Origin of the sequence: Burkholderia aenigmatica, assembly GCF_902499175.1 — a bacterium.
GTDB classification, from domain to species: domain Bacteria; phylum Pseudomonadota; class Gammaproteobacteria; order Burkholderiales; family Burkholderiaceae; genus Burkholderia; species Burkholderia aenigmatica.
In genome coordinates, this window is sequence record NZ_CABVQC010000029.1 from 35448 (window position 1) to 51664 (window position 16217).

14 protein-coding genes are annotated in these 16217 nt (G+C 68.7%); 3 read left to right on the forward strand and 11 right to left on the reverse strand.

Translation table 11 applies throughout. The features are described 5' to 3' along the window. Positions 1-8: 8 nt before the first annotated feature. The 3 genes from BDO18943_RS21265 to BDO18943_RS21275 form a co-directional block, all read right to left on the reverse strand. Positions 9-1343, reverse strand: coding sequence for an aspartate aminotransferase family protein (locus BDO18943_RS21265; protein ID WP_175023911.1), 1335 nt, complete (start codon positions 1341-1343; stop codon positions 9-11). A gap of 15 nt (positions 1344-1358) precedes the next feature. After that, a complete protein-coding gene (locus BDO18943_RS21270) occupies positions 1359-2408 on the reverse strand; it encodes a C45 family autoproteolytic acyltransferase/hydolase (RefSeq protein ID WP_175023912.1) in 1050 nt (349 codons plus the stop codon). A 187-nt stretch (positions 2409-2595) separates the two neighbouring features. After that, positions 2596-6135, reverse strand: a complete 3540-nt coding sequence (locus BDO18943_RS21275) for an ABC transporter ATP-binding protein/permease (protein WP_175023913.1) — start codon at positions 6133-6135, stop codon at positions 2596-2598. A 119-nt stretch (positions 6136-6254) separates the two neighbouring features. On the opposite strand from BDO18943_RS21275, the gene BDO18943_RS21280 reads away from it, so the two are divergent. Further along, the gene (locus BDO18943_RS21280; protein ID WP_175023914.1) at positions 6255-7223 is read left to right on the forward strand and encodes a LysR family transcriptional regulator; all 969 of its coding nucleotides are present in this window, start codon (positions 6255-6257) and stop codon (positions 7221-7223) included. Between the two features lie 27 nt (positions 7224-7250). On the opposite strand, the gene BDO18943_RS21285 is transcribed toward BDO18943_RS21280, so the two are convergent. Beyond that, positions 7251-7622 (reverse strand): MAPEG family protein, encoded by a 372-nt coding sequence (locus BDO18943_RS21285; protein WP_043179313.1) that lies wholly within the window; start codon positions 7620-7622, stop codon positions 7251-7253. A 301-nt stretch (positions 7623-7923) separates the two neighbouring features. Between BDO18943_RS21285 and alr the strand changes: the two genes are divergently transcribed. After that, entirely contained in the window at positions 7924-9045 is a 1122-nt protein-coding gene (gene alr, locus BDO18943_RS21290) for an alanine racemase (protein WP_175023915.1), read from the forward strand. A gap of 149 nt (positions 9046-9194) precedes the next feature. Here the strand turns inward: alr and BDO18943_RS21295 are convergent, their stop codons facing one another. Both BDO18943_RS21295 and BDO18943_RS21300 read right to left on the reverse strand, forming a co-directional pair. Continuing rightward, positions 9195-9989 (reverse strand): enoyl-CoA hydratase, encoded by a 795-nt coding sequence (locus BDO18943_RS21295; protein WP_175023916.1) that lies wholly within the window; start codon positions 9987-9989, stop codon positions 9195-9197. 120 nt (positions 9990-10109) lie between these two features. Continuing rightward, positions 10110-11519 carry an MFS transporter gene (locus BDO18943_RS21300; RefSeq protein WP_175023917.1) on the reverse strand — a complete coding sequence of 470 codons (1410 nt, stop codon included), beginning with the start codon at positions 11517-11519 and terminating at the stop codon, positions 10110-10112. Between the two features lie 133 nt (positions 11520-11652). Here BDO18943_RS21300 and BDO18943_RS21305 point away from each other — a divergent pair, with 133 nt between their 5' ends. After that, positions 11653-12534 (forward strand): LysR family transcriptional regulator, encoded by an 882-nt coding sequence (locus BDO18943_RS21305; protein WP_175023956.1) that lies wholly within the window; start codon positions 11653-11655, stop codon positions 12532-12534. A gap of 12 nt (positions 12535-12546) precedes the next feature. Here the strand turns inward: BDO18943_RS21305 and BDO18943_RS21310 are convergent, their stop codons facing one another. The 5 genes from BDO18943_RS21310 to BDO18943_RS21330 form a co-directional block, all read right to left on the reverse strand. Next, positions 12547-12981, reverse strand: a complete 435-nt coding sequence (locus BDO18943_RS21310) for a DUF3592 domain-containing protein (protein WP_175023918.1) — start codon at positions 12979-12981, stop codon at positions 12547-12549. 35 nt (positions 12982-13016) lie between these two features. Then, a complete protein-coding gene (locus tag BDO18943_RS21315; RefSeq protein WP_175023919.1) occupies positions 13017-13958 on the reverse strand; it encodes a hypothetical protein in 942 nt (313 codons plus the stop codon). A 153-nt stretch (positions 13959-14111) separates the two neighbouring features. Further along, positions 14112-14564 carry a DUF3592 domain-containing protein gene (locus tag BDO18943_RS21320; RefSeq protein WP_175023920.1) on the reverse strand — a complete coding sequence of 151 codons (453 nt, stop codon included), beginning with the start codon at positions 14562-14564 and terminating at the stop codon, positions 14112-14114. 10 nt (positions 14565-14574) lie between these two features. After that, positions 14575-15159, reverse strand: a complete 585-nt coding sequence (locus BDO18943_RS21325; RefSeq protein ID WP_175023921.1) for a hypothetical protein — start codon at positions 15157-15159, stop codon at positions 14575-14577. 140 nt (positions 15160-15299) lie between these two features. After that, positions 15300-16205: a LysR family transcriptional regulator gene (locus BDO18943_RS21330; protein WP_175023922.1), complete on the reverse strand. Its 906-nt coding sequence runs from the start codon at positions 16203-16205 to the stop codon at positions 15300-15302. Between the last annotated feature and the right edge of the window lie 12 nt (positions 16206-16217).

Here is a 16217-nt window from a genome sequence, read left to right on the forward strand (position 1 = left end):
GAATCCGCTCATGCGCCGGCCGACGCGAGCGCCGCACCGATCGCGCCCGACAGCCGCTCGACGATCGTATCGATCTGCTGCGCGGTGCAAATGAAAGGCGGCGCGACCAGGATGTGATCGCCGTGCACGCCGTCGATCGTCCCGCCCATCGGATACACCATCAGGCCGCGCTGCATCGCTTCGCGCTTGACTGCCGCGTGCAGCTTCAGCGCCGGATCGAACGTCGCCTTGCTGTCGCGATCGCGCACGAGCTCGACGCCGACGAACAACCCGCGGCCGCGCACGTCGCCGATATGCGGATGCGCGCCGTAATGCTCGCGCAACGACGCGCGCAGTTGCTCACCGCGTGCCTTCACGTTGTCGAGCAGCTTCTCTTCGGCGATCACGCGCTGTACTTCGAGCGCGGCCGCGCAGGCGGTTGCATGGCCGAGGTACGTGTGGCCGTGCTGAAAAAAGCCCGAGCCGTCGACGATCGTCCGGTAAATGCGGTCGCTGACGAGCGTCGCGCCGATCGGCTGGTAGCCCGCGCCGAGCCCTTTCGCGATCGTCAGCAGATCGGGCGCGACGCCGTCTTCATCGCATGCGTACAAATAGCCCGTGCGCCCCATCCCCGACATGATCTCGTCGAGGATCAGCAGCACGCCGTACTTGTCGCACACCGCGCGAATCTTCTTCAGGTACGTGCGCACCGGCGGCACCGCGCCGGCCGTTGCGCCCACCACCGTCTCCGCGACGAACGCCGCGACGTTATCCGCGCCGAGTTCGACGATCTTCTGCTCGAGCTCGTCCGCGAGACGCTGCGCATACGCTTCGTCGGTTTCGCCGGCCTGCTGGTCACGGTACGCGAAGCACGGGCTCACGTGGTGCGCTTCGATCAGCAGCGGCAGGAACGGCTCACGCCGCCACGCATTGCCGCCGATCGCGAGCGCGCCGAGCGTGTTGCCGTGATAGCTCTGGCGCCGCGCGATGAAATGGCGGCGCTGCGGCTCGCCCTTCTCGACGAAATACTGGCGCGCGAGCTTCAGCGCGGCCTCGACCGCCTCGGAGCCGCCCGACACGAAATACACGTGTTCAAGGCCGGCCGGCGCGGCGTCGACGAGCCGGTCGGCCAGCTCCTCGGCCACGTCGGTCGTGAAGAACGACGTATGCGCATACGCCAGTTGCTGCGCCTGCCGCTTGATCGCATCAATCACGCGCTGGTTGCTGTGGCCAAGACACGAAACGGCCGCACCGCCGCAGGCGTCGATATAGCGTTTGCCGGTCGAGTCGATGATCTCGATGCCGTCGCCTGCGACGGCAACGGGCAAGGTGGCGCGCGGAGCGCGATGGAAAACGGTCGTCATGCGTTACCTCATGGATCAGGATGCGTCGTGCGCGCGTCCGGACGGCACGATGCGCGTCGCGAAACACTGCGCGCCCTGTTGGTGAATGGTGAAATCGATCGATGCCGCGCCGATCGCGAACATGGCCGTGGCCAGCGTGTTCTCGTCGTCGGGGTCGGCCGGATCGTCGCGATAGATCGGCAGCCCTTCCGGTGCGCGATCGCCGAGCACGCGCAGCAGCGCGGCTTCATCGATTGCGTCGATGGCGGGCATCAGCGCATCGACGCGGCGCTGGCGGTCGGCCGACGATTGCGTGACGATCTGCGCTTCCGCGTCGCAGCCGGGATGCACGAGATGGTTCGCATGCCCCGCGAGCCGCGCGACGTCGATCACCGAACAGCGCGCGACGCTCGCCTCGATGCTCAGCACCCGTGCATCGCCGGTCGCGCCCAGCGTGTGATGAAAGCCGCTTGCACGCGCATGACCGCGCAGCACGTCGGCCGCCGCGTCGAGCGACGTCGCATCGAGCACGGCGCGCGCGAGGATCATGCGCGGCACGCCCGCTGCCGGCGTGCGGATCCGCAGGTTGTTGATTGCCTGCGCGATGCCCGCGCGGTTCGCGGCAAAGGTATGGCCCGGCAGCGAGCCGGGGTAATAGAAGCTGACGAAGCCCGGCTTGCCCGCCGGTTGCACGTCGACGAGCAGGCAGCGCTCGCGCAGGTACGGATCGCCGTCCTCGTTGTGCGCGATCCAGCGCGTGCCATTCGCGTCGCGCGCGGCAAGCGTCGTGCAACCGTCCGGCGCGTTGTGGATCAGCTCGCCGCGACAGTTCCACAGAAAGATGTCCTCGGCCGGCCAGCCGATACCGGCCGCGATCCCGTCCAGCTCCGCGACGAGATCGGGATACGCGGCCAGCGCGGCCTGCCGCAGCGCAGCGACGAACGGATGGCCGCGCCAGCGGCGCACGGCCTGCCACGCGCTGCTCTGCTGCATGCAGGCATCGAACACGGGACGGGCGAGCTCGCCGAGGCGCACGCCGATGTCGAACGGCGCGCCGGCGATGACGGGGGAAAGGGAAAGCGGCATGTCGGGCGAAAGGGTCGAATTCCGGTGGCATGTAGCGTGCGCCCGGCTGGCGCGGCCCGTCAAATGATGCCGGGCCACCCGCCACCGGGCTCGCGCAACACGCGATGAAGAATTAGACAATCACACAACATATGTTGTCAATAGCCGTACGCTGACAACACGGGTTGAAGCAGCGTTCGCCGGCCGCTCACGCCGCGACCCCGCTCGCCTGATGCGAAACGAGCCGCGCATACGCGCCCTGCCGTGCCATCAGGTCCGCATGCCGGCCGGCCTCGATCACGCTGCCGTGCGCCATCACGAGGATCAGGTCGGCATTGCGCACGGTCGACAGCCGGTGCGCGATGATGATCGACGTGCGTTGCGTCATCAGGTCTTCCAGCGCCGCGCGGATCTGCTGCTCGCTGATCGTGTCCAGATGGGACGTCGCTTCGTCGAGGATCAGCACGGGCGCATCCTTCAGGAACGCGCGCGCAATCGCGACACGCTGACGCTGGCCGCCCGACAACTGCACGCCACGTTCGCCGACGCGCGTCGCGAGCCCGTCCGGCAGCCGCGCGACGAAGTCGCCGAGCGCCGCATGGTCGATCGCGCGCTGCACGTCCGCGTCGGACGCGTCGTTCGCGGCAAGCCGGATGTTCGCTTCGAGCGTGTCGTTGAACAGGTAGGTATCCTGCGCAACCAGCGCGATGTGCTGCCGCAAGTCGTCGAGCCGCAAGTCGCGCAGATCGACGCCGCCGAGCGTCACGCGGCCCTGCTGCGGATCCCAGAAGCGCAGCAGCAGGCTCGCGACCGTCGACTTGCCGGCGCCCGACGCACCGACCAGCGCGACCGTGCTGCCCGGCGGCACCTCGAAGCTCACGCGGTCGATCGCGGGCACGCTGCGGCCCGGGTACGTAAAGGACGTGGCTTCGAAACGCACCGCCGGATTGGCCGGCATCGCCTCAGCGCCGTCCGTCACCGGCACGGGCTCCTTCTCCAGCGCACGCAGGCGGCGCGTCGACGCGATCGTGTCGGCAAGCTGGCGCGCGACCTGGCCGATTTCGGCCACCGGCATGAAGGCGGCCACCGCAATCAGCACCAGCAGCGGCAACGATTCGCGCGGAAACCAGCCGCGCGCACACAGCAGCGCGCCGAGCGCCGCGACGGCCAGCCCGCCGAGCCCGCTCGCGACTTCCAGTGCGGCACTCTGCGTCGACAGGTCGTCGAGCAGCTTTGCGCGCTGCTTCCGGTACGCATCGACTTCGGCCACGAACGCTGCGCGACGGCGCGTGACGGCCTGGAACGCGGTCAGCTCCGCGAGCCCCTGGATCGTTTCGGTCAGGTGCGCGCCGAGCTGGCCGAGCGCTTCGCGCGCGCCGGTGCCGAGCCGGTCGACGTCGCGTCGCGCCAGCACCGGCGCGAGCCCGGCCCACAACAGGAACGGCAGCAGCACGAGCGCGAGCGGCCACGCGACCGACGCGAGCAGCACCAGCACGGCGGCCGGCACGAGCACCGCGACGAACGCGGGCGCCAGCGTGTGCGCATAGAAATACTCGACGGTCTCGACGTCCTGCGTCGCGAGCGACACGAGATCGCCGGAGCGGCGGCGCAGCAGCCCGGCCGGCGCGAGACGTTCGAGCGTCGCGAACAGCGCGATGCGCATTTCCGCGAGCAGCCGGTACGCCATGTCGTGCGCGAGCCACGATTCGAGCCAGTGCAGCACGGCCGCCACCGGCGCGATCACGAGCAGCGCAGCAACGAGCGTCGGGTTCACGTGGCCGCCCGGTACCGCGCCGACCACCAGCGCGCCGATCACGCCGACGCCGATGAACGCGAGCACACGCCCGATCCCGAACAGCACCGTCAGCACGACCTTGCCCGTCCACGGACGCACGAAGCGCAGCAGCGTCTGCAGGGTTTCCGGCCAGCCGATCTCCGCCGCATCGTCGTTCAGTGGCCGCACCTGCGGGCCCGACGACGCGCGCGCGGTCGCGCCGGCCGTCGTTGCCGTGCCGGCCGATTCGACGGCCGCTTCCAGTTGCGGCCCCATCAACCGGCGATATGGGCCGTCGCGCGCGATCAGCGCCGCGTGCGTGCCCTCGTCGACGACCTGCCCCTGGTCGAGCACCAGGATGCGGTCGGCGCCGATCACGCTGGACAGCCGGTGCGCGAGCACGAGCGTGGTCCGCCCGCGCGTGAGCCGATCGAGCGCCTGCTGGATCAGCGCTTCGTTTTCCGCGTCGACCGAAGACAGCGCCTCGTCTAGCAGCAGGATCGGCGCATCGCGCAGCAGCGCGCGGGCAATCGCCAGGCGCTGGCGCTGGCCGCCCGACAGCATGAGCCCGCGTTCGCCGATGCGCGTCGCGTAGCCATCGGGCAGCGCCGAGATGAAATCGTGCGCGTTGGCCGCGCGCGCGGCGGCGATCATGTCCGCGTCGCTCGCGTCGGGGCGGCCGAGCCGCAGGTTGTCGGCCACGCTGCCGTCGAACAGCGTCGCATCCTGCGCGACGACCGCGATCATCTCGCGTACCTGGCCGGCATCGAGCGTGCGCACGTCGTGGCCGCCAATGCGGATCGCGCCGCCCTGCGCGTCGTGCTGACGCAGCAGCAGGCGCACGATGGTCGACTTGCCCGCGCCGCTCGGCCCGACGATCGCCACCGTCTCGCCTTCACGAACCGAGAAGCTCAGCGCCGCATGCGCGTCCGCGCGGCGCCCCGGATACGCGAAGCTGACGGCGTCGAACGCGATCTCCGGCCGCAGGCCCGTCACACGCGGCGCGTCGTTGGCCGGTGCATGGCTATCCGCTTCGAGCAGCGCGTGAATCGCATTCGCCGCCGACTGGCCGATCATCCCCTGGTGCAACACGGAACGCAGGTCGCGCAGCGGCCGGAAGATTTCGCTGCCGGCCATCAGCACGATCAGCAGCGCCTCGAGGCTCATGTCGCCGTGCCGCACGCGCCACGCGCCGACCGCGATCGCGGCGGCCGCGCCGAGGCCGGTGCCGAGATCGGTGAAGAGCCGCGTCAGCAAGCCGAGCGCGAGCACCCAGAACGTGCTGTCGGACAGCGCACGCGCCTTCGCGGCCAGCTTCGCGCCGAACGCCGTGCCTTGCCCGAACGCCTTCAGCGTCGGCAGGCCTTGCACCGCGTCGAGAAATTCCTCGCCGAATGCCTTGAAGGCGGCCGAGCGTGCGAGCGCCGCGCGCTTGTCGGCGCGATGCACGAGTTGCGGCAGCGCGAGCGTGACGAGCGCCGCGACCAGCAGGATCGCGGCCGTCGGCACGTCCCACCAGGCGAGCACCGCGAAGATCATCACCGGCGCGCAGGCGGCGATCACGAGTTGCGGCAAATAAGTGCCGAAAAAGGTCTGCAACTGCTCGACGCCGTCGACGACGGCCAGCATCACGCCGCCCGTGCGTTCGCCGCTGAACCAGGCGGGGCCGAGCGCGGCGATCCGGTCGAACAGCCGCGCGCGCAGCGTGGCCTGCACGCGCCCGGCCGTGTGCTGTGCGAGTATCGTGCGGCGATGGTCGAGCCATGCGCGCAGCAGCACGCAGGCCGCCGTTGCAACGACGGCTTCGCCGATGCTGCGTGCCGGCGCGCCGGAAAAGACCAGCGCCAGCACGCGGCCGAGAAACACGAAGCGCAGGATCCCGACACCCATCGCGAGCAGCCCGAGCGCGACGGCCGCGGCGACCCGCCAGCGCAGTCCCGCCATCATTGCCCATAGTCGTCGGTCGAAATACATGAAGCCCTCCGGTAGTGTCCGATGATGTTTTTTCTTGACCGGATCGAGGCTACCCGCGCCACCCGTGCGCGGCAAAAGATGATTTTTCAACGGGTGTTGAGTCAACTACAATACCCCGCATGTCGCACCTCCCTCCCCTCAGCGCATTGCGGGCTTTCGAGGCGGCCGTCCGCCTCGGCGGGTTTGCGCGCGCGGCCGTCGAGCTGAACGTGTCGACGAGCGCGGTCAGCCACCAGATCCGCGCGCTCGAGGAATCGCTCGGCGCACGGCTGCTCGAACGCAGTACGGGGCTCGGCGGCATCAGTCTCACGCCGGCCGGCGCGCGCCTGTTGCCGGCCGTCAGCGATGCGCTGTCGCGCCTGACCGACGCCTGCGCCGAGATTCGCGGCACCGCGCAACGGCTGACGGTATCCGCCAACGCGTCGTTTTCGTCGATGTGGCTTGCGCGCCGCCTCGCGGAATTCTCGTCGAGCCATCCGGAAACGCCGCTGCACGCCGTCGCGCTCGACGACGAACCCGATTTCTCGCGCCACGGCGTCGATCTGGCGATCGTGAACGTGCCGGCGCATCGCCTGAAAACCGACGACGACGTGCTGCTGCAGGAAACCGTATTCCCGGTCTGCAGCCCGGAGCTGCATCCGTTCGCGTCGGGGAACGTGTGCCGCTGCCGGCTGCTGCAGGAGATGAACGAATACACGCCCGAGATCGACTGGCGCAACTGGTCGGCGGAATTCGGCCTGCCGGGCGACTTCGAAACGAAGATCGTCCGCTACAGCAGTTTCAGCCAGGTGATCGGCGCGGCCGTCGGCGGGGCGGGCATCGCGCTCGGCCGCACGCCGCTGATCGAACCGGAGCTGCGGAGCGGGCGTCTCGTGCCGCTGCGGCCGGGCCTCGAACGCGCCGCGTCGTGGCGCTTCGTGCTGCGCCGCAATCCATCGACACGGCACCGGCTGCTCGATCCGCTGATCGCCTTCCTGCACCGCGAAGCAGCAGAAGAAGCAGACGCCGCGCCGTTCGCCGGCACGATCGTTGCGCCCGCATCGAACGACCGTCTCGTGCGCGGCACGGGTGGCGCGACCGGCAAGTAACGCGCCGGCCGCGCCTGCACACGCGGCTTACGGCGCAGCGAAGAACAACGCGACCACGCACGCCATCCCGCCAAACCATACGAGCGAACGCAGCGACGCCCAGTTCAGCAGGTACATCAGCGTATAGACGATCCGGATCGCGACGAACGCCATCGCAAGCTGATCGACGCGATGCACGTTCGCGCCGTTGTGCCACGCCACCACCAGCGCGGCCGTGAACAGCGCGAGCGCTTCCCATGCGTTCTGGTGCGCGGCCTGCGCGCGGGCGCGCCAGCCTTCGAGTTTCGCCAGATAGTCGCGCGGCACGCGGTTGTCGTAGCCCTTGCGGGCCTTCGCGAGAAACGTCATCGGGAACGGCAACAGCGCCACGATGAACAGGCACAGCTGGGACGTCGTCATCAACAGTCTCCTCCTTTATAATTACATTGATCAATGACAAGATCGCCGAGAGCTTAGCATCGCGCCGCGCTGTTCGCGTACCGGTTTTCTAGACGGGAGACTCGGCTGCAAGGCCCGTCGACCGCCGCAGCCAGCGCGGTCAGACACCAAAATTTCCACCAAATCGTCGAAAAAAAAGTTAATTAAAACTGGTCGAACACCAATAATATAGCGCTCAACACTGGCTCGGCGCGTTGTCGCGCCAGCCTGCCGAACCCGCGCCGCCGCGCGCGCCGAACGACATCCGACCCGAGACATCGCCATGCCCCGTCCCATCGTCGCCCATATCCGCCCAGACGCCATCCGCCACAACCTCGACTTCATCCGCCGCACCGCCGCGCAATCGCGCGTGTGGGGCGTGGTCAAGGCCGATGCCTACGGCCACGGCATCGAACGGATCTACGCGGGCCTCGCCGCCGCCGACGGCATCGCGCTGCTCGATCTCGACGAAGCCGTGCGCGTGCGCGAGCTGGGCTGGGACAAGCCCGTGCTGCTGCTCGAAGGGATTTTCGAGCCGGCCGACGTCGAGCTGGCCGATCGTCACCGGCTGACGGTGGCCGTGCACTGCGACGAGCAGCTCGACCTGCTGATCGCCGCCAAGCCGCAACAGCCGATCGACATCCAGCTCAAGATGAACTCCGGGATGAACCGGCTCGGCTACCGCCCGGCCGCTTTCCGTGCGGCGTGGGAGCGCGCGGCGAGCGCGCCGTCGATCGGCAAGATCACGCTGATGATGCATTTCGCGAACGCCGACGAAGGCGAAGTCGACTGGCAGCTCGACCAGTTCGATGCGACCACCGCGGAGATTCCGGGCGAGCGCTCGACGTCGAACTCGGCAGCCGTGCTGTGGCATCCGCGCGCGCACCGCGACTGGGTGCGGCCCGGCACGATCCTGTACGGTGCATCGCCGACAGGTGCGGCACGGGATATCGCCGATACGCCGCTGATGGCCGCGATGACGCTGACGAGCAAGATCATCGGCGTGCAGACGCTGTCGCCGGAAGAAACCGTCGGCTACGGCCGCCGCTTCACGGCCGACCGGCCGATGCGGATCGGCGTCGTCGCGTGCGGCTATGCGGACGGCTATCCGCGCCACGCACCGACCGGCACGCCGATCGCGGTGGACGGCGTGCTGACGCGCGTCATCGGCCGCGTGTCGATGGACATGCTGACCGTCGACCTGACGCCGTGCCCGAACGCGGGCATCGGGTCGAGCGTCGAACTGTGGGGCGACCAGGTGAAGGTGGATGACGTGGCGGAAGCCAGCGGCACGATCGGCTACGAGCTGATGTGCGCGCTCGCGCGCCGCGTGCCGGTCGTGATCGTGCCGCCGGGTGCGTCGAGCGAACAGCCGACGCTGCGCACCGGAAGCTACGGGCGCTAACCGGCGTCGAGGCGGCGGCGCACTATCGCGTCGCCTTGTGTTCCGCTGGATTGGCGGGCCGCCGCGGGCGGCCCGTTTGCTTTGCGGCGGGCGGAAACGGCGTGGATAACGGCCCTGCCGTTCCGTTCAACGCCCCCTGCGGCAACGCACTACGAACGCCACGTGGGCTTCCGTTTCTCGAGAAACGCGTCGATCCCTTCGCCCGCATCCTCTTCCATCATGTTGCGCGCCATCACGTCGCCCGCATACGCATAGGCTTCGTCGAGCGACAACTCGCGCTGGCGATAGAACATCTGCTTGCCAACCCTCACCGCGGCCGGGCTCTTCGCGACGATCTCGGCGACCTTGCGTGCGACGGCCGCGTCGAGCGCGTCCTCGGGCACGGCCTCGTTGACGAGCCCCCACGCGGCAGCCGTCGCCGCATCGACGAAGCGCCCGGTCACGAGCATGTCGAACGCGCGTTTCGCCGTGACGTTGCGGCTCAATGCAACGGCCGGCGTCGAACAGAACAGCCCGACGTTGATGCCCGATACCGCGAAGCGCGCGGTATCGGCCGAGATCGCCAGGTCGCACGCGGCGACGAGCTGGCAGCCGGCCGCCGTCGCAATGCCGTGCACGCGCGCGATCACCGGCACCGGCAACGCGCGCATCGCGAGCATCACGCGGCTGCACTGCGCGAACAGCGCGCGGTAGTAGTCGAGCTCGGGCTTGCTGCGCATCTGCCGCAGGTCGTGGCCCGCGCAGAACGCCTTGCCTTCGGCGGCCAGCACGACGCAGCGCACGTGCGGATCGGCCGCCAGCGTGTCGAACGCATCGTGCAGGCTGGCGAGCATCGCCTCGGACAATGCGTTGAATTGCTGCGGACGGTTCAACCGCAGCGTGACGACGCCGTCGTGCGCGTCGCGCAGCAGGATCGGCTCGGCAGTCTCTTGATCGGATTCCATGATGTTCCGCTCGTTGGGGTTCGGCACGATTCGATGCGGCGCAAACGCGCGGCGTTGATGCACGCACGTTCACGGCACCGTGGTGATGAAATGGTCCTCCACATTCCGTGTGGCGTCCAGTCACGTGCCACTCGCCTTGCCGGCCGTCCGCGCGGCAAAGGCGGCGATCGCATAGGCGACACAACCGACCGCGGCGATCGCCCACAGCGCCTCGGTCAGATCCGGCAACAGTATCGTCGCGGCGCCTGCGATGGCCACGCCGAGCAGGCTGCCAGCCTGTCTTGCCGCATTGAGAAATCCTGACGCGACGCCCGCCGCGTCCGCGGGCACCTGTTCGAGCACGGTCGCGATCATCGGCGCCACCGACAGCGCGGTTCCCGTGCCGAATGCGGCCATGACCGCCCAGACCACCGGCCACGGCGCGCGCAGCGTGAGCGCGATCGCAATCGCAGGGATCGCCAGCGCCGCCACCCCAAGGCCGTTCGCCATCAACCGGACCGGGCGGACGCGGCCATGCAGCTTTCCCGACAACAGGTTGCCCAGCGACAAACTCAGCGCGAACGGCAACAGCGTCAGCCCCGTCTGCCGCGCACTCATGCCGAAGCGTCCGTGCAGATACAGGCTCAGTACGAACAGCAAGCCGAAGTAGCCGACATAGACGAGACTGCCCATCAGGTTCATCGCGACGAAGATGGGATTGCGAAACCACGCCAGCGGCACCATCGGATTGCGCGCACGCCGCTCGACGATGATCAGCACGACCGATGCGAGCCCGGCGACCAGCAACGCGCCCCAGACGTCCGCAGCGCCAGCGCCGCGCGTCGGCAATTCGATCACGGCAAAACACAGTGCGCCGAGCGCCGTCGCACCGATACCCTGGCCGGCCCAATCGAAGTGGCGCACATGCTGCGCGACCGATGCCCGAACGAGTGCCGCCGCCCCGGCAAAAGCGACCGCACCGGTCGGTACGTTGATCAGGAATGCACTGCGCCAGCCGAAATCGTCGACGAGGATGCCGCCCAGCACCGGCCCCACGGCGACGGCGACCGACGCGATGCCCGCCCAGACCGCAATCGCCCGCGCCCGCTCGGCGGGCACGTCGAAGGTGCTGCGCACGACCGCGAGCGACGCGGGCAGGAAGAGCGCGGCGCCGATGCCCTGCACGAAGCGCGCAGCCACGAGGATGGCCACGGACGCCGCGACGCCGCACGCCGCCGATGCGCCGACGAACAGCGCCAGCCCCGCGAGATACACGCGCTTCGCGCCGAACCGGTCGGACAGCGCGCCGCCCGCGAGAATCAGCGCGGCAAAGCTGAGCGTATACGCGTCGACGATCCACGCGAGTTCGGCGACCGTCGCGCCGAGGCTCGTCCGCATCGCGGGCAGCGCCACGTTGACGATCGTCGAATCGAGGACCGCCATGAACATGCCGATCGCGACAAGCGCCAGCGTGAAGCGCTGCTCGCGCGCCGCGGGGCGATACGCGGCCGTCATCGGCACGGGGACGGATACAGGATTGCAATCGGACATGAAACCTCCAGACGGATGCCGGAAGTCTAGAAACGGAACGCGATGCAGAAAAGTGGTAATTTTGCATTTACCTGATGCAGATTTGCATCACCCTCCCCGCACACCGCCCCGCCCGATGACACAGTCGACCCGCATGAACTGGGACAACGCCCGCTTCTTCCTGGCCCTGGCGCGCACCGGCACGCTGCGCAGCGCCGCGGCGCAACTGAACGTCGACCAGGCGACGGTGGGACGCCGGATCGCCGCGCTGGAAGATGAACTCTCCGCCCGCCTGTTTCTTCGAACGCCGACCCTCTATGTGCTGACGACCGCGGGCGAAGCCCTGCTCGAACCGGCCGAAACGATGGAACGGGCGTCACTCACGATCGAACGCCGCGTGATGGGGCTCGACGAGCAGTTGGCCGGGTCCGTGCGCATCGCCACGACCGACTCGCTCGGCAAGCGCTTCGTGGTGCCCGCGATCGCCCGCCTGCGGCGCAGGCATGCAGGCATCGACGTCGTGTGCGTGACATCGGCCGAGATCGCCAACCTCACACGCCGGGATGCGGACCTCGCGATTCGCACGTTGCGGCCGGATTCGCCGGATCTGATCGTCAGGCGGCTCGGGCATCTCGAAACGGGCATCTATGCTTCGCGCCGCTATCTGGCCGAGCGAGGCGAACCGGTCGCGGGCAGCGCGTTCGATGGGCACGATCTGGTGATGTACCAGCAGCCGGTGGTGCCGACGATGTGGGACGCGCTGTGCGGCGAACCGACCTCGCGCGGCCGTGTCATGTTCCAGACCTCGTCGACGATGATGCTGGTCGAGGCTGCGATAGCGGGGCTCGGCATTGCAGAGCTGCCGTGCTTCCGCGCCGACGCGGAGCCCGAACTGGTGCGTCTCATGGCGCGGCGATGCAATCATTTCGACGTGTGGCTCGTCGCCCATGCCGATCTCTACAAGACCGCGCGCGTGCAGGCCGTGATCGAAGCCGTCGTCGAGGAATTCGCGACGGCCGGGCCCTCTGCCCGGTAGCGCGCCCGTGTGTCAACGCGCGGCCGGCGTGCGCCCGCTGCGCCACGCGCGCACGCCCGACCGCAGTTGGCCAACGCCGAGCAGGAAAAAGACGACGCCCATCCCGCCGATCATCAGGGCGTCGCCCCACAGCGCGCCGAACGTATTCATCCGTGCGCTCATGCGCGGTTCCGCAGGCAGGTAGCGCACCTCGACCGCCTCGCCGAGATGGACGTCGACCTCGCCGCCTTGCGGGTATTCGATGCGTTCGCCCGCGCGCGTCGTGAATACGATGTCCGGATGATGCGGCCCGTAGGTCAGCCGGACCACACGCCCCGGCACGACGATCGATTCCCGCATGAAATCGCGGGTCGACTGGAAATCGAAGACCGCAAAGACCAGCAGCACCGTGCCGGTCAGCACGGCGAAGCCGCCCTTGAATACCTGCATGCCGGATGTCTGCGTCATGTTCGAAGCGCGTGGCCGTCGACGATCGCGCTGCTTCAGCGCGGCTGATACTCGCCGTCGGCCGGCGACCAGCGAAACGTCTGGCGCCATTTGCCGCCGCGCTGGCGCAGCTGCAGGTCGTGGAAGCCCTCCGTCGACGCCGGCAGCACGTTCAGCGTATTGCTGGCCTCCGTGATGTCGTGATCGCGCGTGCCGTCGCGATGCCAGTCGCCGGCGACATCCTGGTAGTACATCATCGGCTGCGCGAACACGACGCGCAGCGTCTTGCCGTCGATCCGGAACAGGTACAACGCCTCGAACGATGCGCCGCCGCCCGAATAACCGGCCGACCAGCCTGCCCGCACGCCGAATGCCGCATCGCCCGCCCGCAGCACGTAGGGGGCGAGATCGAACCGCAACCACCGCTCGGGCCGTATTGCGACGTCCTCCGTCCTGGCGGGGTCGGGACTCTCGATATTCGTCTGGCTCCAGTCGATCGCCTGGTCGAGCGGCTGTTCGGTACGTGCGACGAGGCGCGGCGCACCATCCGCACCGCGCTCGAACACGCCCAGCCAGACCAGCTCCTTCGTGTCATCGACACCGGGGTGGTGCTCATAGCCCTCACAATCGGTGGGCACACCCAATTTCAGCACGTCGCGCGCGAGGCCGTCGGTCGGTGCCGCGCAGACGATCGCGACAAACGCACCGGGGCGCTGCGACCACGGCTTCGCGCCGACCAGCACGACGCGCCCAAGCGGCTGGCCCGGTGCAAGCTGCGCGACCAGCGCCTGTTTCGTGAAGCCGGGCGGCAGGTGTACGCCGAAACCGTCCTGTTCGGGCGCGCCGCTCATGTCGCGCGCGTACGCGGCGCGTGCTTCGGGCGAACTGAACTTCCCCGGCACCTCGTCAAGCGAATGCGCGGTGCCCGCCGCATGTGCGGCCAGGCCCGCACATGCGGTGCCGATCGCGATCAGCCACGGTATCAAGCGGATGGTCATGTCGGGATGCTCTTTGAAGTGACGAGGCAGCCTGCAGCGATGTCGCGCACGCGAGCGTTCACGCGGCAACGCAACCGGCCCAGCAGTCTCGTGCAGGTGATTCATCATGTTCTGCTCGACGGAGTTCGGCAGGATTCAGTGCGGCGCCAGCGGTCACGCGCGCTTGCGCCCGCTGCGCCACGCACGCACGCCCGACCGCAGTTGACCGACGCCGCCCAGGAAAAAGACGACGCCCATCCCGCCTAACATCAGTACGTCGCCCCAGATCGCGCCGAACGTATTCAACCGCGCGCTCATTCCGGGCTCGTCGGGCGTGTAGCGCACCTCGACGGTCGCGCCGTCCTGCTCGCTCACCGAGCCGCCCTGCGGGTATTCGACCTGCTCGCCCGTCAGCGTCGTGAACGCGATCTCAGGATGATGCGGGCCCGCGTTCAGCTTGATGACACGCCCCGGCACGACGACCGACGTCCGCAGGAATTCGCGCGTCGACTGCGCGTACAGCGCGGTGCCGACCAGCATGCACGTGCCCGCGATGGTAAAGACGATGCCCTTCGCGATCAGCGTCTCCGTCTGCTGCGCGGCGGTGCGGCCGGATCCGGACACCATCCCGCCCACCCTACTTGCGTGACTGATAGAACGACACCTCGATCTTCGACTGCGTCTTGCAGCGGTACATCACGCCGCGCCCCGTTTCGTCGGTCACGCCTTCGTACAGGCCGTTGCAGCCCGTGACCTTGTATTGCGCGAACGGAATGCGCTTGCCGTCCTGCGGCCGGACCAGCACCGGGATGCGCCCCATCGGGCCGTCGCCGACCGTGCGGACGAGCACCATGCGCGCCGCATCGATCGGCGCGGCGGAACGCACGTAGACCGTACGCCCCTGCGCGTCGGTCGTGCCTTCGACCTCGAGTTCCTGGTTGTCCTGGGCTGCGCTCGTGTAAAGCGCGAATGCATAGTGCGTGTTCGGCAGCACCTGTTTCGTCGCGGGATCGTGCAGCACGAAATAGCACCCGTTGGCGCCCCTCCCGGCCGTCGCCTGTCCGTCGGCCTGCGTGGGGTTGCACGTGTACGACGAACCGCCGCCAACGGCGGCCTGTTGTGCCTGCTGCTGCCCGGTGCCGGCGCACCCGCCTGCCAGCGCAGCCATCAGCATCACGCATGCGCCGCGCGCGAGCGCTGCCCGCTCGATCTTGATTTTCATGGGAAGGTGTCCCGTTCCTGATTGTTGTGGATGCCGGGCGTGCTGCGCCTGTCGCGCCGCCACGCCGCCCTCGGCATTCCGCAGGATACGGATATCGCGGCGCGCTGTAAATTGCGCGCCCTGCCGGCCGCGCCGCGCGGCTACCCGCCGCTCGCGACGCGCGCGATCGTCTGCCGCAGCCAGATATGCGCGGCGTCGCCGTGCCGGCGCTCGTGCCAGTACTGGGAAAACTCGAACGAATCGATCGGAAACGGCGGCTCGAACACGCACAGGCGCGCGTCGTCGCGCACGCGATCGAGATTGCGGCGCGCGACGGTCAGCACGAGGTCGGTGCCGGCGATCAGGTCGTTCGCGACGCTCCAGAACGGCAGGATCACCGCGATGGGCCGCTCGTGCCTCAACCGCGCGAGCGCGCGATCGACTTCGTTGTCCATCCCGTCGCGCATCGCGACCAGCGCGTGCGGCCGCGCGAGCCAAGCGTCGAGCGCGAGTTCGCCGCCAGGCGGCAGGCGGCTCGCATCGGCCATGCACGCGAACGATTCGACGAACAGCGGTTGCGCGTGCAGGTCGCGCTGCAACGCGGGCAGCACGCCGAGCGCGAGATCGACCTCGCCGTCCATCAGCTGCATCCGCATCGCCTCGCGCGTGGCCTGCGACACGATCAGCTCGATGCCCGGCGCATCGGCGCGCAGCGTCTTCACGAGCGCCGGCAGCACGATCCGCGCGCCGTAGTCGGACATCGCGATGCGAAAGACGCGCGTGGCCGCGGACGGATCGAACGCCTGCGGCTCGATCAGCGCGCCGAGCCGGCCGAGAACGTCGTTCAGCGGTTCGACCAGTTCGTTCGCCCGCGCGGTGAGTTCGAGTCGCCCCGCGCGCCGCACGAGCAGTGGATCGCCGAAGATTTCGCGCAGGCGCGCGAGTGCATGGCTCACGGCCGGCTGGCTGCGGTGCAGCCGGACGGCCGTGCGCGAGATGTGTTTTTCGCTCAGCAGCGCGTGCAGCGTCACGAGCAGGTTCAGGTCGATGCGGGCCAGATTATTCATGAAAGGAATATG

Bases quoted from the DNA above. Each gene is read 5' to 3' on its own strand.
- BDO18943_RS21305 (WP_175023956.1), top strand. From the start codon at position 11,653: ATGAACTGGGACAACGCCCGCTTCTTCCTGGCCCTGGCGCGCACCGGC.
- BDO18943_RS21325 (WP_175023921.1), bottom strand. From the start codon at position 15,159: ATGAAAATCAAGATCGAGCGGGCAGCGCTCGCGCGCGGCGCATGCGTG.
- BDO18943_RS21285 (WP_043179313.1), bottom strand. From the start codon at position 7,622: ATGACGACGTCCCAGCTGTGCCTGTTCATCGTGGCGCTGTTGCCGTTC.
- BDO18943_RS21315 (WP_175023919.1), bottom strand. From the start codon at position 13,958: ATGACCATCCGCTTGATACCGTGGCTGATCGCGATCGGCACCGCATGT.
- BDO18943_RS21300 (WP_175023917.1), bottom strand. From the start codon at position 11,519: ATGTCCGATTGCAATCCTGTATCCGTCCCCGTGCCGATGACGGCCGCG.
- BDO18943_RS21320 (WP_175023920.1), bottom strand. From the start codon at position 14,564: ATGGTGTCCGGATCCGGCCGCACCGCCGCGCAGCAGACGGAGACGCTG.
- BDO18943_RS21330 (WP_175023922.1), bottom strand. From the start codon at position 16,205: ATGAATAATCTGGCCCGCATCGACCTGAACCTGCTCGTGACGCTGCAC.
- BDO18943_RS21295 (WP_175023916.1), bottom strand. From the start codon at position 9,989: ATGGAATCCGATCAAGAGACTGCCGAGCCGATCCTGCTGCGCGACGCG.
- BDO18943_RS21280 (WP_175023914.1), top strand. From the start codon at position 6,255: ATGTCGCACCTCCCTCCCCTCAGCGCATTGCGGGCTTTCGAGGCGGCC.
- BDO18943_RS21265 (WP_175023911.1), bottom strand. From the start codon at position 1,343: ATGACGACCGTTTTCCATCGCGCTCCGCGCGCCACCTTGCCCGTTGCC.
- BDO18943_RS21270 (WP_175023912.1), bottom strand. From the start codon at position 2,408: ATGCCGCTTTCCCTTTCCCCCGTCATCGCCGGCGCGCCGTTCGACATC.
- BDO18943_RS21275 (WP_175023913.1), bottom strand. From the start codon at position 6,135: ATGTATTTCGACCGACGACTATGGGCAATGATGGCGGGACTGCGCTGG.
- alr (WP_175023915.1), top strand. From the start codon at position 7,924: ATGCCCCGTCCCATCGTCGCCCATATCCGCCCAGACGCCATCCGCCAC.
- BDO18943_RS21310 (WP_175023918.1), bottom strand. From the start codon at position 12,981: ATGACGCAGACATCCGGCATGCAGGTATTCAAGGGCGGCTTCGCCGTG.